The following is a 17217-nucleotide window of genomic DNA, read 5'->3' as shown; positions in this document are numbered from 1 at the left end:
AGGCGGGCGGCGCCGGCGTTGTTCAGGCGTAGCGCGTCGGATCGGCCACGCCGGCGGCGGCGAAGCCTTCGGCGCGCAGGCGGCAGGCGTCGCAGCGGCCGCAGGCGCGGCCGTCGGCATCGGCGCGATAGCAGGACACGGTGGTGGCGAAATCCACGCCCAGGCGCAGGCCCTCGCGCACGATGTCGGCCTTGCCCAGGCGCAGCAGCGGCGCGTGCACGCGGATGCCGGCGCCCTCCACCCCGGCCTTGGTGGCCAGGTTGGCGAGCTTCTCGAACGCCTCGATGAACTCCGGACGGCAATCCGGATAGCCGGAGTAGTCGACCGCATTGACACCGCAGAAGATGTCGGCAGCGCCCAGCACTTCGGCCCAGCCCAGCGCCACCGACAGCATGATCGTGTTGCGCGCCGGCACGTAGGTGACCGGGATGCCTTCGCCACCCCGCTCCTGGTCGGTGCGTTCCGGCACCTCGATGTCGTCGGTCAGCGCCGAGCCGCCGATCGTGCGCAGGTCGACCTGCACCGTCTTATGCGCCGCACCCAGCGCCTGCGCGACGCGCGCGGCCGCCTTGAGCTCGGAAGTATGGCGCTGCCCGTAGGCGACGCTCAGCGCATGCGCGGCGAAGCCCTGCTCGTGGGCGATAGCGAGGACGACGGCGGAATCCATGCCGCCGGAGAGAAGGACGACTGCTTTTTTCATAGGGAGACGGAAGACGGAAGACGGAAGACGGAAGACGGAAGACGGGTAATGCTAACGCGCCCTCGGCAGCCTATCCCGGCGCAACCGCAGCTCTGTCGTAGAGCGGAGCTTGCTCCGCTGCTTTGGCTCCGGAGAAGTGCGTAGCGGAGCAAGCTCCGCTCTACGGGGGAACGTGCCGCCGCGCTAGCGGCCCGGCTCGTCGTTCCACAGCAGCTTGTGCAATTGCATCTGGAAGCGCACCGGCAGGCGGTCGGCGACGATCCAGTCGGCGAGCTCGCGCGCGTCCAGCTCGTCGTTGCTGGGCGAGAACAGCACCTCGCAGCGCGCCGGCAGTGCGTGCTCGCGCAGCACGTCGCGGGCCCACTCGTAGTCCGTGCGGCCGCACAGCACGAACTTGACCTGGTCGTGCGCGGTCAGCAGCGGCAGGTTCTCCCAGCGGTTGCGGTGCGCCTCGGCCGAGCCGGGGGTCTTGATGTCGAGCACCCGCGACACCCGCGGGTCGACGCTGCCGATGTCGAGTGCGCCGGAGGTTTCCAGCGACACCCGGTAGCCGGCATCGCACAGCCGCCGCAACAGCACGATGCAGCGCTTCTGCGCCAGCGGCTCGCCGCCGGTCACGCAGACGTGGCGCACGCCGTAGCCGGCGACCTCGTCGAGGATGGCGTCGATCTCCCGCCACTGCCCGCCGTGGAAGGCGTAGGCGGTGTCGCAGTACTGGCAGCGCAACGGGCAGCCAGTCAGGCGCACGAACACGGTCGGCCAGCCGGCGTCGCGCGCCTCGCCCTGCAGCGACAGGAAGATCTCGGTGAGCTTGAGCCGGTCCGCCGCCGCGGCGACGGCCGCATCGGTGGTGACGGCGTTCATGCGGGAATTGTAGAGCGGAGCTTGCTCCGCTGCTGCGGGTGCCGGCCCGGCGTTCACCTTGGGAGGAGCTTGCGATGCGGCCTCGGCTCCGGATGCATGCGCAGCGGAGCGAGCTCCGCTCTACGGCGTGCGGCCTTGGCTCCGGATGCATGCGCAGCGGAGCAAGCTCCGCTCTACGGCGTGCGAGTCAGCGCAGCCTGCCCAGCTGGATCGCGCGCAGGCGGTCGTCGGCGGTGCGGGCGGCGTCGGTGCCGGGGAATTTCGAAACCACCTGCGACAGGGTGGATTCGGCCGCGTCGAGCTCCTGCTGGCCGTACTGCGACAGGCCGACCTTGAGCAGGGCGCCCGGTGCCTTGTCATGGGTGGGATAGCGGTCGATCAGCGCCTGGAACTGCTGCTGCGCCAGTTCGTAGTTCTGGGTGACGTAGTAGCTCTCGCCGAGCCAGTACAGCGCGTTGGGCGCGTACGAGCCGCTCGGATACTGCCGCAGGAAATCCTGGAACAGCTCCGCCGACCGGGCGTACTCCCCGGAACGCAGCGCGTCGAAAGCGGTTTCGTAGGCGCCACGTTCGTCGGCGCCCTGGGCGAGCAGGCCGGGATCGCCGTGGATCGACGGCGCATCGTCCGTCGGCGGCGGTACCGGCAGCGACGCGCCGGCATCGGCCCCGGGGCCCGCGGCGGGCAGCCCGCCCTGCTCCAGCCGGTTGAGCCGGCCGTCGATGTCCAGGTACTGGTCGCGGCCGGCGGCCTTGAGCTGTTCGTTCTGCTGCTGCAGCTCCTCGACCTGCGAGCGCAGCGCCGTGACTTCCCGGCGCAGCTGCTCGAGCTGGTTGAGCAGGTCGACATTGCCGCGGTTGCCTGCCGCCTGCTGTTCCAGCGCCGCCACGCGGTCGGCCAGGCTGGCGCGCTGCGCGGAAACGGGTGCGGCGGCCACCAGGGCCGCCGCAACCGCGATGGGAACGATCAATTTACGCATGCGACCCGATCAACGCGCGGTGTAGACGATCTCGACGCGACGATTGCGCGCCCAGCAGTCCTCGCTGGACTCGGTGCAGGTCGGGCGCTCTTCGCCGTAGCTGACCACCGTCAACTGCGCAGCATTGCCGCCGTTGGCCTGCAGCGCCGAGGACACCGCGTTGCCGCGACGCTCGCCCAGGCCGAGGTTGTACTCGCGGCTGCCGCGCTCGTCGGCATTGCCTTCCAGGGTGATGCGGGACGACGGACGGTCGCGCAGGTACTTGGCGTGGCAGCCCATGATCGACTGGAACTCCGGACGCAGCGCGTCCTGGTCGAAGTCGAAGTAGACCACGCGCTGGCGCAGGCAGGCATCGGTGTCGAGGTCCTCGGGACCGAACACGCCCGAAGTGGGCTGCTGCGGCTGGGTGACGGGTGCGGTGTCGGTGCCCGGCACCGGCGGCTCTTCCTTGACCTTCTTGGAGCAGCCGACGACGGCCACGCACAGCGCGGCGGCGATCAGGACTCGGGTGGTGGTGTTCATCTCGTCGATCCCTAATGAATGGAAGGGTGGTTCAGGTTGATGGTAACAATGTGCAGATCGCGTCAGCGCTGTTCCCGATAAGGACCCCAAGCCGGCTCCCGCACGTCGCCGTCGGCAAGCACGAGGCGCTGACGCACCCGGCCATCCGCGGAAACGGCGTACAACACCCCTCGTCGTCCCTCGCGTGCCGCGTACAGGATCATGCTGGCGTTGGGCGCGAAACTCGGCGATTCGTCGAGTGAGCCCGGCGACAGCGTGGACCAGCGCGGCGAACCGAGACTGCGATCCAGCACCGCGATACGGTACACGTTGCCGGCGCCCTGCGCTACGGCGATCTTCTGGCCGTCGTACGAGACGCTGGGATCGGAGTTGTAGCTGCCCTGGAAGCTCACCCGGGTGGCGCCGCCGCCGCTGGCGGGCACCTGGTAGATCTGCGGCCGGCCGCCTCGGTCCGAGGTGAAATAGATGCTGCCGCCGTCGGGGCTCCAGGTCGGCGCGGTGTCGATGCCGAAGTGGTTGGTGATCTGGGTCAGCGCCTTGCTGCCCAGGTCCATCACGTAGATCTCGGGATTGCCGCTGCGCGACAGGGTCAGCGCCAGGCGGCGCCCGTCGGGCGAGAACGCCGGGCCGCTGTTGATGCCGCGGAAGCTGGACACCAGCTCGCGGCCGCCGGTGGTGACGTCCTGGATGTAGATCGACGAGTTGCCGCGCTCGAAGCTGACATAGGCCAGCTTGCTGCCGTCCGGCGACCACGACGGCGACAGCAGCGGCTCGTTGGAGCGGACCACGGTCTGCGGGTTGTAGCCGTCGGAATCGGCGACGATCAGCGCGTAGCGTGCACCCTGCCCGACGCCGGTCTGGGTGACGTAGGCGATCCGGGTCCAGAACGCGCCGCGCACGCCGAGGATCTTCTCGTAGATGGCGTCGGCCATCTGGTGGGCAACGTCGCGCATGGCGCTGGCGCGACCGGTCATGGCCATGCCGATCAGCCGTTCCTGCTTGGCCACGTCGAACAGCTCGTACTCCACCCGGTAGGCGCCGTCGCCTGCATCGAGCACGCGGCCGATCACCAGGAAGTCCTGCCGCAGCATGCGCCAGGTGGGGTACTGCACCTCGCTGCCGCGGGTGGGGCGCTCGACGATGTCGCGCTCGGGCAGGGTGCGGAACTGGCCGGAACGGTCGAGGTCGGCGCGGATCACCGCGGCCACGTCGGTCTCCGGCGCGCCGGCGGAGCCCTGGTAGGGCATCGGCACCACGGCGATCGGCAGCGCCGAGGCATGGCCGCCGACGATATCGATCTCGAGCCCTTGTTGCTGCGCTGCAGCAACGAACGGCAGTGTCAACGCGAGCAGGGCGAACAGGCAACGGGCGATTCGTTTCATGGGGACACCGGAAAGGGAATTGTGAAGAAGGCGTTGACGGCCAAGCTTGGAGGGTCGACATGCCCGCTGGATGAACGCAGACGTACTCGCGGCAGGATCCGTAGAGCGGAGCTTGCTCCGCTACGCGGGCTCCGAAGCCACGAGCAGCGGAGCAAGCTCCGCTCTACGGCGGATCGCGCCACGTGTTATCGGTCCTGGGCCGTGAAATTCAGGTTCAGCCGGCGGCTGAAAACCGGCTCGAAACCGCGATAGGGCAGCGGTTCGGCCTTGCGCACCGCGGCCTCGACCGAACGCCGGCCCTGCGCATCGAACGGACAGGACGGATCGAATTCCACGCTCATCACCTGCCCGCCCGGCAGCTGGGTGATGTACAGCCGGCAGACCTGGCCCAGCGGCACGTTGTCGGGGCGGCCCCAGTTGCGGGCGATGGCCTCCTGCAATGCGGCCGCGTAGCGCGCTGCGAGGTCGCTGTCGCCGTCCGGCCGGCCGGGCGGCGGCGCCGCGGACTCGGCAGCCTGGTCGGACGCCTGGCGCGCGCGGGCGTCGGCGATCTGCTTGAGCTTCTGTTCGGCGAGCTCGGCTTCGCGGCGGATCTTCTCGCGCTCGGCTCGCAGCTTCTTCAACTCCTCCTCGCGCTGCTGTCGGGCCAGGCGGCGCTTCTGCTCGGCCTCCTCCTGCTGCTTGCGCTCGGTCAGGTCGATCTGCTCCTGGCGCCGGCGCTCTTCCTGCTCGCGCTCGGCGGTGAGTTCCGACTCGGCCTCGCGGCGGGCGGCGTCCTGGTCGATCGTGTCCGGCTCGGGCAGCTGTTCCTGCGCCTGCGGCTGCGGCTCGGCCGGCGCATCCTCCGGCACCGGCTCGGGCAGCGGCTGCGGCAGCGGGACGGCCTCTTCCTCCACCGGCTCGGGCTCGGGCTCCGGCAGCGGCGGTTCGGGCAGCGGCTCGGGTGGAGCTTCGAGCGCACGCCGCTGCGCCGCCGACAACGCGTCGGGATCGAACAGTTCGGCGCTGACCGGCGAGCCGTACGCCGGCACCGCGTTGCTGCGGGTCCAGGTCAGCCCGAACACCAGCAACAACAGCAGGACGACGTGCAGCCCCAGCGCAAGGACGACCGCACTGACCGTATCGGCAGGGCGTTGCTGCATCAATCACCCGCCTCGAGCGGCCGGCTGAGCAGGCTGACCTTGGTCACCCCGGCCTCGTTGATGACGCCGATCGCGTCCATGATCCGCTGGTAGCTGGCGGCGCCGTCGCCGCGCACCAGGACCGTGGCGTCCGGATTCTGGGCGTGGATCGCGCGCAGGCGCGCCAGCAGGTCCTCGCGGCCGATCGACTGGTTCTGCTGTTCGATCATGAGCGCCATGGCGCCGTCGGGGTAGACGCTCACCACCACCGGGTCCTTGGGCGTGGCCAGTGAACGCGCGTTGGAGTCGGGCAGGTTGACGTCGGTGCCGAGGTTGAGCAGCGGCGTGGTGACCATGAAGATGATCAGCAGCACCAGCATCACGTCGATGTAGGGGACGACGTTGATCTCGTTCTTGAGCTTGCGGCGCTTGCGGCGGCGCAGGACGGCGGCGGTCATGGCGATCCTCGGGGGTCTGCGGGGTCAACGCGCGGAAAGGCGGCGCGGGGTCACTCGTCGCCGTGCGCCTGGCGCTCCAGGATCGAGGAGAACTCGTCGGAAAACGCGTCGTAGCGGCCGGCGATGCGCTCGACCTTGGTGGCGTAGCGGTTGTAGGCCCAGACCGCAGGGATCGCCGCGAACAGGCCCATGGCGGTGGCGATCAGCGCCTCGGAGATGCCCGGCGCGACGGTGGCGATGGTGGCCTCGCGCACGTTGGCCAGGCCGTGGAACGAGATCATGATCCCCCAGACCGTGCCGAGCAGGCCGACGTAGGGCGCGATCGAGCCGACGTTGGCCAGGAACTCCAGGTTGTGCTCCAGGCCGTCCAGCTCGCGGGCGCTGGCCACGCGCATGCCGCGCTGCGCGCCCTCGAGCTGGGCGCGAGTGTCGGGGTTGCGGCGCCCACGCGGGCGCGAGTACTCGCGGAAACCGGACTCGAAGATCGCCTCCAGGCCCTCGATCTCGCGGTTGCGCTCGGTGGCCGCGGCGTAGAGCTTGGACATGTCCGCTCCGGACCAGAACCGCTCCTCGAAGCGGTCCGCCTCGCGCGCGGCGCGGTCGAGCATGCGCTTCTTGCGGAAGATGATCACCCAGGAGGCGACCGAGGCGAACAGCAGCAGCAGCATCACCAGCTGCACCGGGATCGACGCGTGCAGCACCAGCTGCAGCATGTCGAGGTCGTTGCCGACCGCCGCCGCGGCGGCGCCGGTCTCGTTGACGAGTTCGGTCGCGCCGGCCGCGGCCTCCTCGGGCAGAGGCTCGACCTGCGTGGCCTGCAGCAACATCGAAAGTGGGGTCATGCATCCGCTCCTGGGTCAGGAATTCGACAATCGCGACCGGTGCCGTGCACCGTCCGCCAACGAAACGCCCTGCCCCGCCGTGGCGGAACGGGCGCCAATGGAATCTCCGGCCTGGACATCCTTACTCAGTCCGACCGGAGCTGCAGCGACTGCAGCTCCTGGTACAGCGTCGCCGGGATCGCGCGCGGACGGAACCCGCCGGCGTCCAGCGCCGCCAGCCGCACCTCGGCGTCGAGCAGCCGCTCGCCGTCGCGCTCGATCGCCTGGTCGATCACCAGGCTGGCGCGCCGGCACTCCCGCAACGCCACCGAGACCTGCAGCGCATCGTCCAGCCGCGCCGGCTTGCGGAAATCGATCCGCATCGCCCGCACCGCGAACACCAGATCGTGGGACCCGCGCAGAAGTTCCTGGCCGTGCCCCAGCGCGCGCAGCCATTCGGTCCGCGCGCGTTCGAGGAACGCCAGGTACTGCGCGTGGTACACCACGCCACCGGCGTCGGTATCTTCCCAATAGACACGTGTCGGCCAACTGAATAGCCGGGAATCGGGAATGGAGAATGGGGAATCTGGCATCAACAGCAATGCTCCTGTGCACGGCCGCGGCGGTACGACCGCCAAGCCCCGGAAGGATCCGTCAAAACAGCCCCTCCGAATCCCCAATCCCCAATCCCGAATCCCGCACCTTGGGCGCCAGCCCAAGGTGCCGATAGGCCTTGTGCGAGGCCATGCGTCCGCGGGCGGTGCGCACCAGGAAACCCTGCTGGATCAGGTACGGCTCGATCACGTCCTCCAGGGTGCCGCGCTCCTCGGAGAGCGCGGCGGCCAGCGAGTCGACGCCGACCGGGCCGCCGTCGAAGTTCTCGATGATCAGGTTGAGCAGGCGGCGGTCGAGGTCGTCGAAGCCTTCCGGGTCGACCCTGAGCATCTGCATCGCCGCATGCGCGACTTCGGGGTCGATATGGCCGCCGGCGCGCACCTGGGCATAGTCGCGCACCCGCCGCAGCAGGCGGTTGGCGATGCGCGGGGTGCCGCGCGAGCGCTTCGCGATCTCGCCGGCGCCCTCGGCGGCGCAGTCGATGCCGAGGATCTTCGCCGAGCGGCGCACGATCCGGGTCAACTCCTCGGTGCTGTAGAACTCCAGCCGCTGCACGATGCCGAAACGGTCGCGCAGCGGCGCGGTCAGCAACCCGGCGCGGGTGGTGGCGCCGATCAGCGTGAACGGCGGCAGGTCGAGCTTGATCGAGCGCGCGGCCGGGCCCTCGCCGATCATGATGTCGATCTGGAAGTCCTCCATCGCCGGGTACAGCACCTCCTCGACCACCGGCGAGAGGCGATGGATCTCGTCGATGAACAGCACGTCGTGCGGCTGCAGGTTGGTCAGCAGCGCGGCCAGGTCGCCGGCCTTCTCGATCACCGGGCCGGAGGTGACCCGCAGGCTGACCCCGAGCTCGTTGGCGATGACGTGCGAGAGCGTGGTCTTGCCCAGGCCGGGCGGACCGAAGATCAGCACATGGTCGAGCGCCTCGGCGCGCTGCTTGGCCGCCTCGATGTAGATCGAGAGCTGCTCGCGCACCGGCCGCTGGCCGAGGTAGTCGTCGAGGCGCTTGGGCCGGATCGACGCCTCCACGGCCTCGTCCTCGTGGGTCGCGTCGGCGGCGATGATGCGGTCTTCGCTCATCCGGATATGGTCGCACGGGCCGGGGGACGCGGCGAGCGCGGCCGCTAGGGATGGGCCCGCGAGTCGAAAGCATGCGCTCGGCTGCCAGGTTCGCGACCGGGGATCGCCCGCCGCCGGAGAGTTTCCGGCGAGCGCCCTACGCCGCCGGCTCCAGGCCGCAGGCCGCGGCCGCCAGCGCGAAGCTCCGCAAGCGGGCGCCGTGGTCGAAGAGGTTGGCGGTGAGCATCAGTTCGTCGGGGCGATGCCGCGCGACGAAAGCGCGAATGCCATCGCGCACCTGGTCCGGATCGCCGACCACGGCGCAGGCCAGGGACTGCTCCACCATGGCCTTCTCCGCGGGCGTCCAGAACGCCTCGATGTCGTCGATCGGAGGCGGGATCAGGCCCGGCTGGCCGCGGCGCAGGCGCACGAAGCTCTGCTGCTGGGTGGTGAACAGTCGCCTCGCCTCCGCGTGACTGGGGGCCGCGACCACGTTCAGCGCCAGCATGGCATGCGGCTGCGCCTGTCGCGCCGAAGGCCGGAACTCGCGCCGGTAGACCGCCAACGCCTCGTCCATCGCCGCCGGCGCGAAGTGCGAGGCGAACGCGAACGGCAGGCCCAGCGCCGCCGCCAGGCGCGCGCTGAACAGGCTCGACCCCAGCAGCCAGACCGGCACGTCGATGCCGGCGCCCGGGACCGCCCGCACCGGCTGGCCCGGCAGCGCCGGCTCGAAGTAGCGCAGCAGCTCGGCGACGTCGTCCGGGAACGCGTCGGCGCTGTCGAAATAGCGCCGCAGCGCCCGTGCCGTGGCCTGGTCGGTGCCGGGCGCGCGGCCGAGCCCGAGGTCGATGCGGTCCGGGTACAGCGACGCCAGCGTGCCGAACTGCTCGGCCACCTGCAGCGGCGCGTGGTTAGGCAGCATGATGCCGCCGGCGCCGACCCGGATCGTGCGCGTGCCGCCGGCGATGTGGCCGATCAGCACCGCGGTCGCGGCGCTGGCGATGCCGGGCATGTTGTGGTGCTCGGCCAGCCAGTAGCGGCGATAGCCGAGCCGCTCGGCATGGCGCGCGAGATCGAGCGCGTTGGCGAAGGCCGTGGGGATGCCGCTGCCTTCGACGACAGGCGCGAGGTCGAGGATCGAACAGGGGACGGCGGGTCGCGGCGCGTGCATGGCGCCCATTCTCGGGCGCCCGCCGCCGCAGGTCACGCGCGCAGGCGGGACAGTGCGGTCCATGCCCGGGCGTCGGCACCGTCGCGGGTGCCGCGCACGGCCTCGTGGCACAATGCGCGCCGCTTCACGCCATCCGCCCGGTGGAGGGCACACATTGCAGCGGCAGGGCATCCAGCATCCGGCGCGGCTCGTGCCACTCGCCTTTCTCGGCGCGATCCTGGTCGGCACGGCCCTGCTCATGCTGCCGGTGTCGCGTGCCGGCGAGGGCTCGGCGTCGCTGCTGACGGCGCTGTTCACCTCGACCTCCGCGGTCTGCGTCACCGGCCTGATCGTCGAGGACACGCCGTTGTACTGGTCGCTGTTCGGCCAATGGGTGATCCTGGGGCTGTTCCAGGTCGGCGGCTTCGGCATCATGACCGGCGCCACCCTGCTCGGCCTGCTGGTCGCCGGGCGCCTCGGCCTCGGCACCCGGCTGGTGGCGCAGGCCGAGACCCGTAGCCTCGGCCTCGGCGACGTGACCGGCGTGCTCAGGCTGGTGCTGCTGGCGACCGTCGCGGTCGAGTCGCTGGCCACCGCGGCGCTGACGCTGCGCCTGCACTTCGGCTACGGCGAGCCTTGGGGCACGGCGCTGTGGAACGGCGTCTTCCAGGCGGTCTCGGCGTTCAACAACGCCGGTTTTTCCACCTATTCCGACAGCCTGATGGGATTCGTGGCCGATCCGTGGGTCGTGATGCCGATCATGCTCGCGGTGATCCTGGGCGGGCTCGGCTTTCCGGTGCTGTACGAACTGCGCCGCCAGCCCGCCCGCTGGGCGCGCTGGTCGGTCCATACCAAGATCACCCTGATCGGGACCGCGGCGCTGATCGCCGGCGGCGCATTGGCGATCGGGCTGTCCGAGTGGCACAACGCCGCCACGCTCGGCCCGCTGGACACCGGCGGCAAGCTGCTCGGCGCCGTGTTCCACTCCGTGACCGCCCGCACCGCCGGCTTCAACACCCTGGACGTGGGCCAGATGCGCCTGGAGAGCCTGGCGGTGAACTACGTGCTGATGTTCATCGGCGGCGGCAGCGCCGGCACCGCCGGCGGCATCAAGGTCACCACCTTCTTCCTGCTTGGTTTCGTGGTGTGGGCGGAGGTCCGCGGCGGACGCGACACCACCGCCTTCCACCGCCGCATCAGCCACGAGACCCAGCGCCAGGCGCTGACCGTGGTGCTGCTGGCGGTCACCGTGCTGGCGTTCGCCACCCTCGCGCTGCTGGCCATGACCGAGCTGCCGCTGCACGACGTGATGTTCGAGGCCATCTCCGCATTCGCCACCGTCGGACTGTCAACCGGCATCACCGCCGAGCTGCCACCGGCGGGACAAGGCATCCTGATCGTGCTGATGTTCGTCGGCCGCGTCGGTACCATCACCGTGGCCACCGCCCTGGCGTTGCGCAGCCGACGCCGGCCATACCGTTATCCAGAGGAGCGCCCCATCGTTGGCTAGCAAATCCCCGATCCGCGGCGACAGCGTGGTCGTCATCGGCCTCGGCCGCTTCGGCACCGCGGTCGCCGAATCCCTGATCCGCCTCGGGCACGAGGTGCTCGGCATCGACGAGAACGCCGAGACCGTGCAGAGGTGGTCCGACCGCTTGACCCACGTGGTCCAGGCCGACAGCACCAGCAGCGAGGCCCTGCGCCAACTCGGGGTGAAGGATTTCGGCCGCGCCGTGGTCGGCATCGGCAGCGACATCGAGGCCAGCGTGCTGACGGTGCTGGCACTGGAGGAAGTCGGCGTCACCGACATCTGGGCCAAGGCCACCAGTGCCAAGCACGGCAGCATCCTCGAGCGCACCGGTGCGCACCACGTGGTCTATCCCGAAGCGGCGATGGGCGAACGCGTGGCGCACCTGGTCACCGGCAAGATGATGGATTTCCTCGAATTCGACGACGGCTTCGCCATCGCCAAGACCGGCGCCCCGCGCGAGGCGATCGGCAAGACCCTGAGCGAATCGGAACTGCGCACGAAATACGGCGTCACCGTCGTCGGCCTGAAGCGGACCCGCAACGACTTCACCTACGCCAAGGCCGACACCATCGTCGAGGGCGGCGACATCCTGATCGTCTCCGGCACCACGGAGCGGGTGGAGAAGTTCGCGGCGTTGCCTTGAGGCGAGAAACGAGTGGAGAGGAACGAGAAACGAGAGAAAGGCAAACCGCTTTTACTCGTTTCTCACTCCTCGTTTCTCGTTCCTCGCTCCTAGATTTCCACCTGCGTCCCCAGCTCCACCAGCCGGTTGCCGGGGATGCGGAAGAAGCCGGACGCCGGGGCGGCGTTGCGGTGCATCAGCGCGAACAGCTTTTCGCGCCAGAGCGGCATGCCGCGACGCGCCGTCGCCACCACGGTTTCGCGGCTGGTGAAATAGGTCGTATCCATCGGGTCGACGCAGATGCCGCCCTCGATGTCGCCGGCCTGCATCAGCGCCAGCGGCACGTCGGGGGTCTCCATGAAGCCGAAGCGGATCAGCACCCGGTAGAAGCCTTCGCCGATCCCCTCGATCTTCAGCCGCCTGTGCGAGTACGGCACGCCCAGCGTCTCGACCGTGAGGAACACGTTGCGCTCGTGCAGCACCTTGTTGTGCTTGAGGTTGTGCATCAGCGCGTGCGGCACCACGTGCTTGTCGCTGGTCAGGAACACGGCCGTACCCGGCACGCGCGCCGGCGGCGCCAGCATCAGGCCGGGCAGGAAGGTATCCAGGCGGATGCCCTCCTTCTGTACCTCGTCGTGCAGCAGCTGGCGGCCGCGACGCCAGGTGCGCAGCAAGGTGAACAGGGTGATGCCGAGCACCACCGGGAACCAGCCGCCCTGCGGGATCTTGACGCCGTTGGCGATCACGAAGGCGACGTCGACCACCAGAAACAGCGCGCACAGCGGCAGCACCCAGCGCCGCAGGCGCGGCCACAGCGCGCGCGCCACGATCACCAGCAGCACGGTGTCGATCAGCATCGTCATCGATACCGAGATGCCGTAGGCGGTGGCCAGCGCCGACGAGTTCTGGAAGCCCAGCACCAGCGCGATGACGATCAGCATCATCGTCCAGTTGATGGCGGGAATGTAGATCTGGCCGATGGTCTGCGTCGACGTATGCATGATCTTCATGCGCGGGATATAGCCCAGCTGCATCGCCTGCCGCGCCACCGAGAAACCGCCGGTGATGACCGCCTGCGAGGCGATCACCGTCGCGGCGGTGGCGAGGAACAGCATCGGGATCCGTCCCCACTCCGGCACGCCGATGTAGAACGGGTTGCGGATCGCGCTCGGGTCCTCGAGCACCAGCGCGCCCTGGCCGAAGTAGTTCAGCATCAGCGACGGCAGCACGAAGAAGTACCAGGCGTAGCGGATCGGCTTGGCGCCGAAATGGCCCATGTCGGTGTAGATCGCCTCGCCGCCGGTCACCGCCAGGATCACCGCGCCGAGAATGAAGATGCCGCCCCAAGCGTGGTCGACGAAGAAGCGCGCCGCCCAGATCGGATTGACCGCCTGCAGCACTTCCGGCTCGTGCAGGATGTTGAAGATCCCGAGCGCCGCCAGGCTCAGGAACCAGACCGAGGTGACCGGTCCGAACACGCGCCCGACGCGGGCGGTGCCGTAGCGCTGGGTGGCGAACAGCGACACCAGCACCAGCAGCGAGGCCGGCACGATCCAGTCGTGCAGCTGCGGCGCGATCACTTCCAGCCCCTCGATCGCCGAGAGCACCGAGATCGCCGGCGTGATCACGCCGTCGCTGAAGAACAGCGAGGCGCCGAAGATGCCGAAGATGCCGACCAGGTACGCCGATCTGGAGCCCTTGGCCAGCGAACGCTGCGCCAACGCCATCAGCGCCATGATGCCGCCCTCGCCGTCGTTGTCGGCGCGCAGGATGATGGTGACGTACTTGGCCGTCACCACCAGCATCAGCGCCCAGAACACCATCGACAGCACGCCGAGCACGGTGTCGTGATCGGCGACCAGGCCGTAGTGCGGCGAGAACGCCTCGCGGATGGTGTACAGCGGACTGGTGCCGATGTCGCCGAAGACGACGCCGACGGCGCCCACCGTCAGGCCGAACAGCCCGATGCCGCCGTGGCCATGCGAGTCTTGGCGCACGGAACTTTTGCTCGAGCTGGAGGACATTGCGGTCGTAGCGACAGGTGGGGGCTGTCAGCGAAGCGCGGACTTTAACGCTTTTCGGATGATGATTTCAGCCGAATCGCCCTCGGCCGCGGCGGATTTGGCCATCTTCTGCGCTTCGGCCGGCTTGTAGCCCAGCTGCTGCAGGGCGACGGTGGCCTCCGACAGCGGATCGGCCGGCGATGTCCCGGTGGACATCGCGCCGCCGGCCCCGGCCAGGTCGGCGGCGCGGTCGCGCAGCTCCACCACCATGCGTTCGGCGGTCTTCTTGCCGATCCCGGGCACCCGCGTCAGCGCGGTCACGTCGCCGGCCTGCACCAGGCGCGCGAACTCGTCGACCGATACCCCCGACAGCACCGCCAGCGCGATCTTCGCGCCGATGCCGCTGACGCGCTGCACGTCGCGAAACAACCGTCGCTCCGAATCGTGCAGGAAGCCGTACAGCGACACGCTGTCCTCCTTCTGTGCGTAGTGGGTGAACAGCGACACCTCGCGCCCAACCGGAGGAAGATCGTAGAAGGTGCTCATCGGCGCCTCCAGCTCGTAGCCGACACCGTTGACGTCGACCACCAGCCAGGGCGGCTGCTTGTGGATCAGGGTGCCGCGTAGACGTCCGATCATGGGTGGACCCTCTGGGTCCGGGAATGGGGAATCGGGAATGGGGAATCGAACACGTCCGGAGGAGCTGGGCGGTTCACGCTTCCCACGCCTTCACGCACGCCCCGCAGATTCGCTTCGGCTCTTGCATTTCCCATTCCCGACTCCCGATTCCCCATTCCCGTCACTTGCGGCTCCAGGCTTCTCGTGCGCCGACACCCAGGCGCCGGGCGCTGGCGCTCACATGCGCGTGGGTGATCGCGGCGGCCAGCGCGTCGGCAGCGTCGGCCTGCAGCTTGCCCTGCAGGCACAGCAGGATGCCGACCATGTGCTGGATCTGCGCCTTGTCGGCGCTGCCGCGGCCGACCACGGCCAGCTTGATCTCCTTGGCGGCGTACTCGTGCACCGGCAGGTCGCGCATCACCGCTGCGCAGATCGCCGCGCCGCGGGCGTGGCCCAGCTTGAGCGCCGCATCGGGATTCTTCGCCATGAACACCTGTTCGACGGCGACCTCGTCCGGACGGTAACGCTCGATCAGCTCGCCCAGGCCTTCGAACAGCAGTTTCAGCCGCCCGGGAAAATCCGCCGCCGACAGCAGCTGCACCGGGGCGTGGAAGACATGCGTCATCTTCCCGCCCGCGTCGACATCGATGATGCCGACGCCGGTGCGCTGCGAGCCGGGATCGATGCCGAGGATACGCACGGAGGAGCCGTGATTGGTGATTCGAGATTCGTGATTGGTCATCGAAACTGCTGCGCTGCCATCGACCCGAACAGCATCCGGTGCGACCGCTCTTGCGAATCACCAATCACGAATCCCGAATCACAGCTCCTAGGCATATGCATCCTGGCCCAGCTCCGCGTTCGAATATACGTCCTGCACGTCGTCCAGGTCCTCCAGCCAGTCCAGCAGCTTGGCGACCTGCTGCGCGGTCTCGCCCTCGACGGCGACGTCGTTGTCGGCGCGCCAGGTCACCTCGGCCTGCGCGGGGACCATGCCGGCCGCGGTCATCGCCTCCTTGACTTCAGAAAAGGCTTCCGGCGCCGTCAGCACGTCGATCGAGCCGTCCTCCGGGTACGCCACCACGTCGTCGGCGCCGGCCTCGATCGCGGCCTCGGTGATCCGGCTTTCATAGGCGACGTCCTCGTCGGCGCCCGGCGGAAAGCTCAGCACGCCGAGCTTGCGGAACAGGAACGCCACCGAACCGTCGGTGCCCAGATTGCCGCCAAACTTGCTGAAGGCATGACGCACGTCGGCCACGGTGCGGACCTTGTTGTCGGTCAGGCAGTCGACGATCACCGCAACCCCGCCCGGCGCATAGCCTTCGTAGCGGATCTCCTCGTAGCTCACGCCCTCCAGCTCGCCGGTCGCCTTCTTGATCGCGCGCTCGACCACGTCCTTGGTCATGTTGGCGCCCAGTGCCTTGTCGATCGCGGTGCGCAGGCGCGGATTGGCGCCGGGATCGCCGCCGCCGCTGCGCGCGGCCACCGAGATCTCGCGGATCAGCTTGGTGAACACCTTGCCCCGCTTCGCGTCCTGCGCGTTCTTGCGGTGCTGGATGTTGGCCCATTTGGAATGACCGGCCATGAAAACCCGTGCCTGCTGGAAACAGGCGCGGATTATAGGCGCTGCGCCGCCGCAGCCCTAAGGCGCCGGGGCGTCGCACCGGAACCGGCCGGTGCGGAGGAAACAGGCGGTCTGCGCCATCGCCTCGCGCGAGAACAGCAGGCCGCTGTGGCTGGCGTCCACCACCACGTGATCGCTCAGCCGCGGAGCGCGGGTCTCGGCCACCGACACGGTGCCGTCGTGCGGTCCGTCGAAGCCGGCGAACAGCGCGCCGAGCCCGTGCGGCACCCGGCCGGCGATCATGCCGACCTCGATGTCCGACGGCCAAATCACGCAGCCGCGGCGCAGGGTCGCGCCGCTGCGCCCCATGTACAGCGCAGTCAGCGTCCGCCGCGACAGCGCCGTCGCCGCGCCGCTGCCGCACAGCGGGGTGCCCAGGCAGACGATGCGGCCGAGCGCCGGCTGCGGCGCTTCGGCCAGGGCCTGCAGCGCCACCAGCCCGCCCAGGCTGTGGCCCACCAGGTGCGCAGGCCCGCCGTCGCCCAGGCGGGCGGCCAGGCGCCGGACCGCTGCGCCGGGGTCGCCGACGATGCTGCGGTAGCCGAACACCTCCGGCGCGAAGCCGGCGCCGCGCAGGCGCGCGGCGAACCAGCGCATCGCCATGCCCGGCATCCACAGGCCGTGCAGCAGGATCACCCGCGCGATCGCCGCCCCGCCCCGCTTGATTGCATCGTCTTTCGGCAATTCGGGGCTCCCGTCCGCTCCAGCCACCGCAGAGAAGAAGGGCGGCCCCGGGGCCGCCCTCGTTCGCCTGCCTCCTAGTTGCAAGGATAGATGGTGAGGCCGCCCGACGAGCCCGAACTGCCCCATCTGTAGGTGTTGCCGTCGCATTCGATGCGGCCACCGCCGACGGCATTGCCGCTGCTGTCGTAGTTGGTCCATTCGCCCCACTCCTCGCCCAGGATCGGATACCGCGCGAACGCGGTGCCGATCACGAACAGCACGGTAGCGGTGGCGGCGAACGCGAGCAGGGTCCTGCGGAAACGGATCTTCATGGCGTGCTCCTCCTTGGCTGCGGATAATCCCCCCGCGGTCAGGCTAGCGCAGCCGCCGCCGCCGATGGCGCCGCAAACGGCGAACCGGGTCAAGGTTTGGCGCATGCGCGGGCCGCCCCCTTGCGTGGTGTCGATTCCCGTCCCTCTCGTTCG

General features: G+C 69.4%; 18 protein-coding genes and 1 pseudogene. 2 read left to right on the top strand and 17 right to left on the bottom strand.

Features of this window, described 5'->3' with window-relative positions; genetic code table 11:
* Window positions 1–22: 22 nt before the first annotated feature.
* The 11 genes and pseudogenes from queC to AB5T46_RS01475 form a co-directional block, all read right to left on the bottom strand.
* A pseudogene (queC, locus tag AB5T46_RS01525) lies at window positions 23–706 on the bottom strand (7-cyano-7-deazaguanine synthase QueC); the annotation flags it as partial.
* 177 nt (window positions 707–883) lie between these two features.
* Entirely contained in the window at window positions 884–1564 is a 681-nt protein-coding gene (gene queE / locus AB5T46_RS01520; protein ID WP_370562049.1) for a 7-carboxy-7-deazaguanine synthase QueE, read from the bottom strand.
* 187 nt (window positions 1565–1751) lie between these two features.
* Window positions 1752–2540, bottom strand: coding sequence for a tol-pal system protein YbgF (gene ybgF / locus AB5T46_RS01515; RefSeq protein ID WP_370562048.1), 789 nt, complete (start codon window positions 2538–2540; stop codon window positions 1752–1754).
* A 9-nt stretch (window positions 2541–2549) separates the two neighbouring features.
* The gene (gene pal, locus AB5T46_RS01510) at window positions 2550–3062 is read right to left on the bottom strand and encodes a peptidoglycan-associated lipoprotein Pal (protein ID WP_370562046.1); all 513 of its coding nucleotides are present in this window, start codon (window positions 3060–3062) and stop codon (window positions 2550–2552) included.
* Between the two features lie 62 nt (window positions 3063–3124).
* Window positions 3125–4444, bottom strand: coding sequence for a Tol-Pal system beta propeller repeat protein TolB (tolB, locus tag AB5T46_RS01505; protein WP_370562045.1), 1320 nt, complete (start codon window positions 4442–4444; stop codon window positions 3125–3127).
* A 185-nt stretch (window positions 4445–4629) separates the two neighbouring features.
* On the bottom strand, window positions 4630–5586 hold the full coding sequence (gene tolA, locus AB5T46_RS01500) for a cell envelope integrity protein TolA (protein ID WP_370562044.1): 957 nt from the start codon (window positions 5584–5586) through the stop codon (window positions 4630–4632).
* Window positions 5586–6023, bottom strand: coding sequence for a protein TolR (gene tolR, locus AB5T46_RS01495; protein WP_370562043.1), 438 nt, complete (start codon window positions 6021–6023; stop codon window positions 5586–5588). The genes tolA and tolR overlap by 1 nt, the downstream gene beginning before the upstream one ends.
* Window positions 6024–6073: 50 nt before the next feature.
* The gene (gene tolQ, locus AB5T46_RS01490) at window positions 6074–6736 is read right to left on the bottom strand and encodes a protein TolQ (RefSeq protein WP_370562428.1); all 663 of its coding nucleotides are present in this window, start codon (window positions 6734–6736) and stop codon (window positions 6074–6076) included.
* 254 nt (window positions 6737–6990) lie between these two features.
* Window positions 6991–7437, bottom strand: a complete 447-nt coding sequence (ybgC, locus tag AB5T46_RS01485) for a tol-pal system-associated acyl-CoA thioesterase (protein WP_370562042.1) — start codon at window positions 7435–7437, stop codon at window positions 6991–6993.
* A 61-nt stretch (window positions 7438–7498) separates the two neighbouring features.
* On the bottom strand, window positions 7499–8542 hold the full coding sequence (ruvB, locus tag AB5T46_RS01480) for a Holliday junction branch migration DNA helicase RuvB (RefSeq protein WP_370562041.1): 1044 nt from the start codon (window positions 8540–8542) through the stop codon (window positions 7499–7501).
* Window positions 8543–8678: 136 nt separating this feature from the next.
* A complete protein-coding gene (locus AB5T46_RS01475; RefSeq protein WP_370562040.1) occupies window positions 8679–9692 on the bottom strand; it encodes an LLM class flavin-dependent oxidoreductase in 1014 nt (337 codons plus the stop codon).
* Window positions 9693–9882: 190 nt separating this feature from the next.
* Here AB5T46_RS01475 and AB5T46_RS01470 point away from each other — a divergent pair, with 190 nt between their 5' ends.
* Together AB5T46_RS01470 and AB5T46_RS01465 are read left to right on the top strand one after the other, a co-directional pair.
* A complete protein-coding gene (locus tag AB5T46_RS01470; protein ID WP_370562039.1) occupies window positions 9883–11181 on the top strand; it encodes a TrkH family potassium uptake protein in 1299 nt (432 codons plus the stop codon).
* On the top strand, window positions 11174–11845 hold the full coding sequence (locus AB5T46_RS01465) for a potassium channel family protein (protein ID WP_370562038.1): 672 nt from the start codon (window positions 11174–11176) through the stop codon (window positions 11843–11845). The genes AB5T46_RS01470 and AB5T46_RS01465 overlap by 8 nt, the downstream gene beginning before the upstream one ends.
* Window positions 11846–11934: 89 nt before the next feature.
* Here the strand turns inward: AB5T46_RS01465 and AB5T46_RS01460 are convergent, their stop codons facing one another.
* From AB5T46_RS01460 to AB5T46_RS01435, 6 genes are all read right to left on the bottom strand, one after another.
* Window positions 11935–13848, bottom strand: a complete 1914-nt coding sequence (locus AB5T46_RS01460; protein WP_370562037.1) for a potassium transporter Kup — start codon at window positions 13846–13848, stop codon at window positions 11935–11937.
* A 27-nt stretch (window positions 13849–13875) separates the two neighbouring features.
* Window positions 13876–14466, bottom strand: a complete 591-nt coding sequence (gene ruvA / locus AB5T46_RS01455) for a Holliday junction branch migration protein RuvA (protein ID WP_370562036.1) — start codon at window positions 14464–14466, stop codon at window positions 13876–13878.
* Window positions 14467–14626: 160 nt separating this feature from the next.
* Window positions 14627–15187, bottom strand: coding sequence for a crossover junction endodeoxyribonuclease RuvC (gene ruvC, locus AB5T46_RS01450; protein WP_370562035.1), 561 nt, complete (start codon window positions 15185–15187; stop codon window positions 14627–14629).
* 87 nt (window positions 15188–15274) lie between these two features.
* Window positions 15275–16030 carry a YebC/PmpR family DNA-binding transcriptional regulator gene (locus AB5T46_RS01445; RefSeq protein ID WP_370562034.1) on the bottom strand — a complete coding sequence of 252 codons (756 nt, stop codon included), beginning with the start codon at window positions 16028–16030 and terminating at the stop codon, window positions 15275–15277.
* Between the two features lie 57 nt (window positions 16031–16087).
* Window positions 16088–16753, bottom strand: a complete 666-nt coding sequence (locus AB5T46_RS01440; protein WP_370562033.1) for a lipase family alpha/beta hydrolase — start codon at window positions 16751–16753, stop codon at window positions 16088–16090.
* A 74-nt stretch (window positions 16754–16827) separates the two neighbouring features.
* Window positions 16828–17064 carry a DUF6289 family protein gene (locus AB5T46_RS01435; protein WP_370562032.1) on the bottom strand — a complete coding sequence of 79 codons (237 nt, stop codon included), beginning with the start codon at window positions 17062–17064 and terminating at the stop codon, window positions 16828–16830.
* Window positions 17065–17217: the final 153 nt, after the last annotated feature.

Origin of the sequence: Luteimonas salinilitoris, from assembly GCF_041300785.1 — a bacterium.
Classification (GTDB): Bacteria; Pseudomonadota; Gammaproteobacteria; order Xanthomonadales; family Xanthomonadaceae; genus Luteimonas; species Luteimonas salinilitoris.
Note: the sequence above shows the minus strand (reverse complement) of the source record. Positions and strands in the feature narration are given on the sequence as shown.

Bases quoted from the DNA above. Each gene is read 5' to 3' on its own strand.
- queE (WP_370562049.1), bottom strand. From the start codon at position 1,564: ATGAACGCCGTCACCACCGATGCGGCCGTCGCCGCGGCGGCGGACCGG.
- ybgF (WP_370562048.1), bottom strand. From the start codon at position 2,540: ATGCGTAAATTGATCGTTCCCATCGCGGTTGCGGCGGCCCTGGTGGCC.
- pal (WP_370562046.1), bottom strand. From the start codon at position 3,062: ATGAACACCACCACCCGAGTCCTGATCGCCGCCGCGCTGTGCGTGGCC.
- tolB (WP_370562045.1), bottom strand. From the start codon at position 4,444: ATGAAACGAATCGCCCGTTGCCTGTTCGCCCTGCTCGCGTTGACACTG.
- tolA (WP_370562044.1), bottom strand. From the start codon at position 5,586: ATGCAGCAACGCCCTGCCGATACGGTCAGTGCGGTCGTCCTTGCGCTG.
- tolR (WP_370562043.1), bottom strand. From the start codon at position 6,023: ATGACCGCCGCCGTCCTGCGCCGCCGCAAGCGCCGCAAGCTCAAGAAC.
- tolQ (WP_370562428.1), bottom strand. From the start codon at position 6,736: ATGCTGCAGCTGGTGCTGCACGCGTCGATCCCGGTGCAGCTGGTGATG.
- ybgC (WP_370562042.1), bottom strand. From the start codon at position 7,437: ATGCCAGATTCCCCATTCTCCATTCCCGATTCCCGGCTATTCAGTTGG.
- ruvB (WP_370562041.1), bottom strand. From the start codon at position 8,542: ATGAGCGAAGACCGCATCATCGCCGCCGACGCGACCCACGAGGACGAG.
- AB5T46_RS01475 (WP_370562040.1), bottom strand. From the start codon at position 9,692: ATGCACGCGCCGCGACCCGCCGTCCCCTGTTCGATCCTCGACCTCGCG.
- AB5T46_RS01460 (WP_370562037.1), bottom strand. From the start codon at position 13,848: ATGTCCTCCAGCTCGAGCAAAAGTTCCGTGCGCCAAGACTCGCATGGC.
- ruvA (WP_370562036.1), bottom strand. From the start codon at position 14,466: ATGATCGGACGTCTACGCGGCACCCTGATCCACAAGCAGCCGCCCTGG.
- ruvC (WP_370562035.1), bottom strand. From the start codon at position 15,187: ATGACCAATCACGAATCTCGAATCACCAATCACGGCTCCTCCGTGCGT.
- AB5T46_RS01445 (WP_370562034.1), bottom strand. From the start codon at position 16,030: ATGGCCGGTCATTCCAAATGGGCCAACATCCAGCACCGCAAGAACGCG.
- AB5T46_RS01435 (WP_370562032.1), bottom strand. From the start codon at position 17,064: ATGAAGATCCGTTTCCGCAGGACCCTGCTCGCGTTCGCCGCCACCGCT.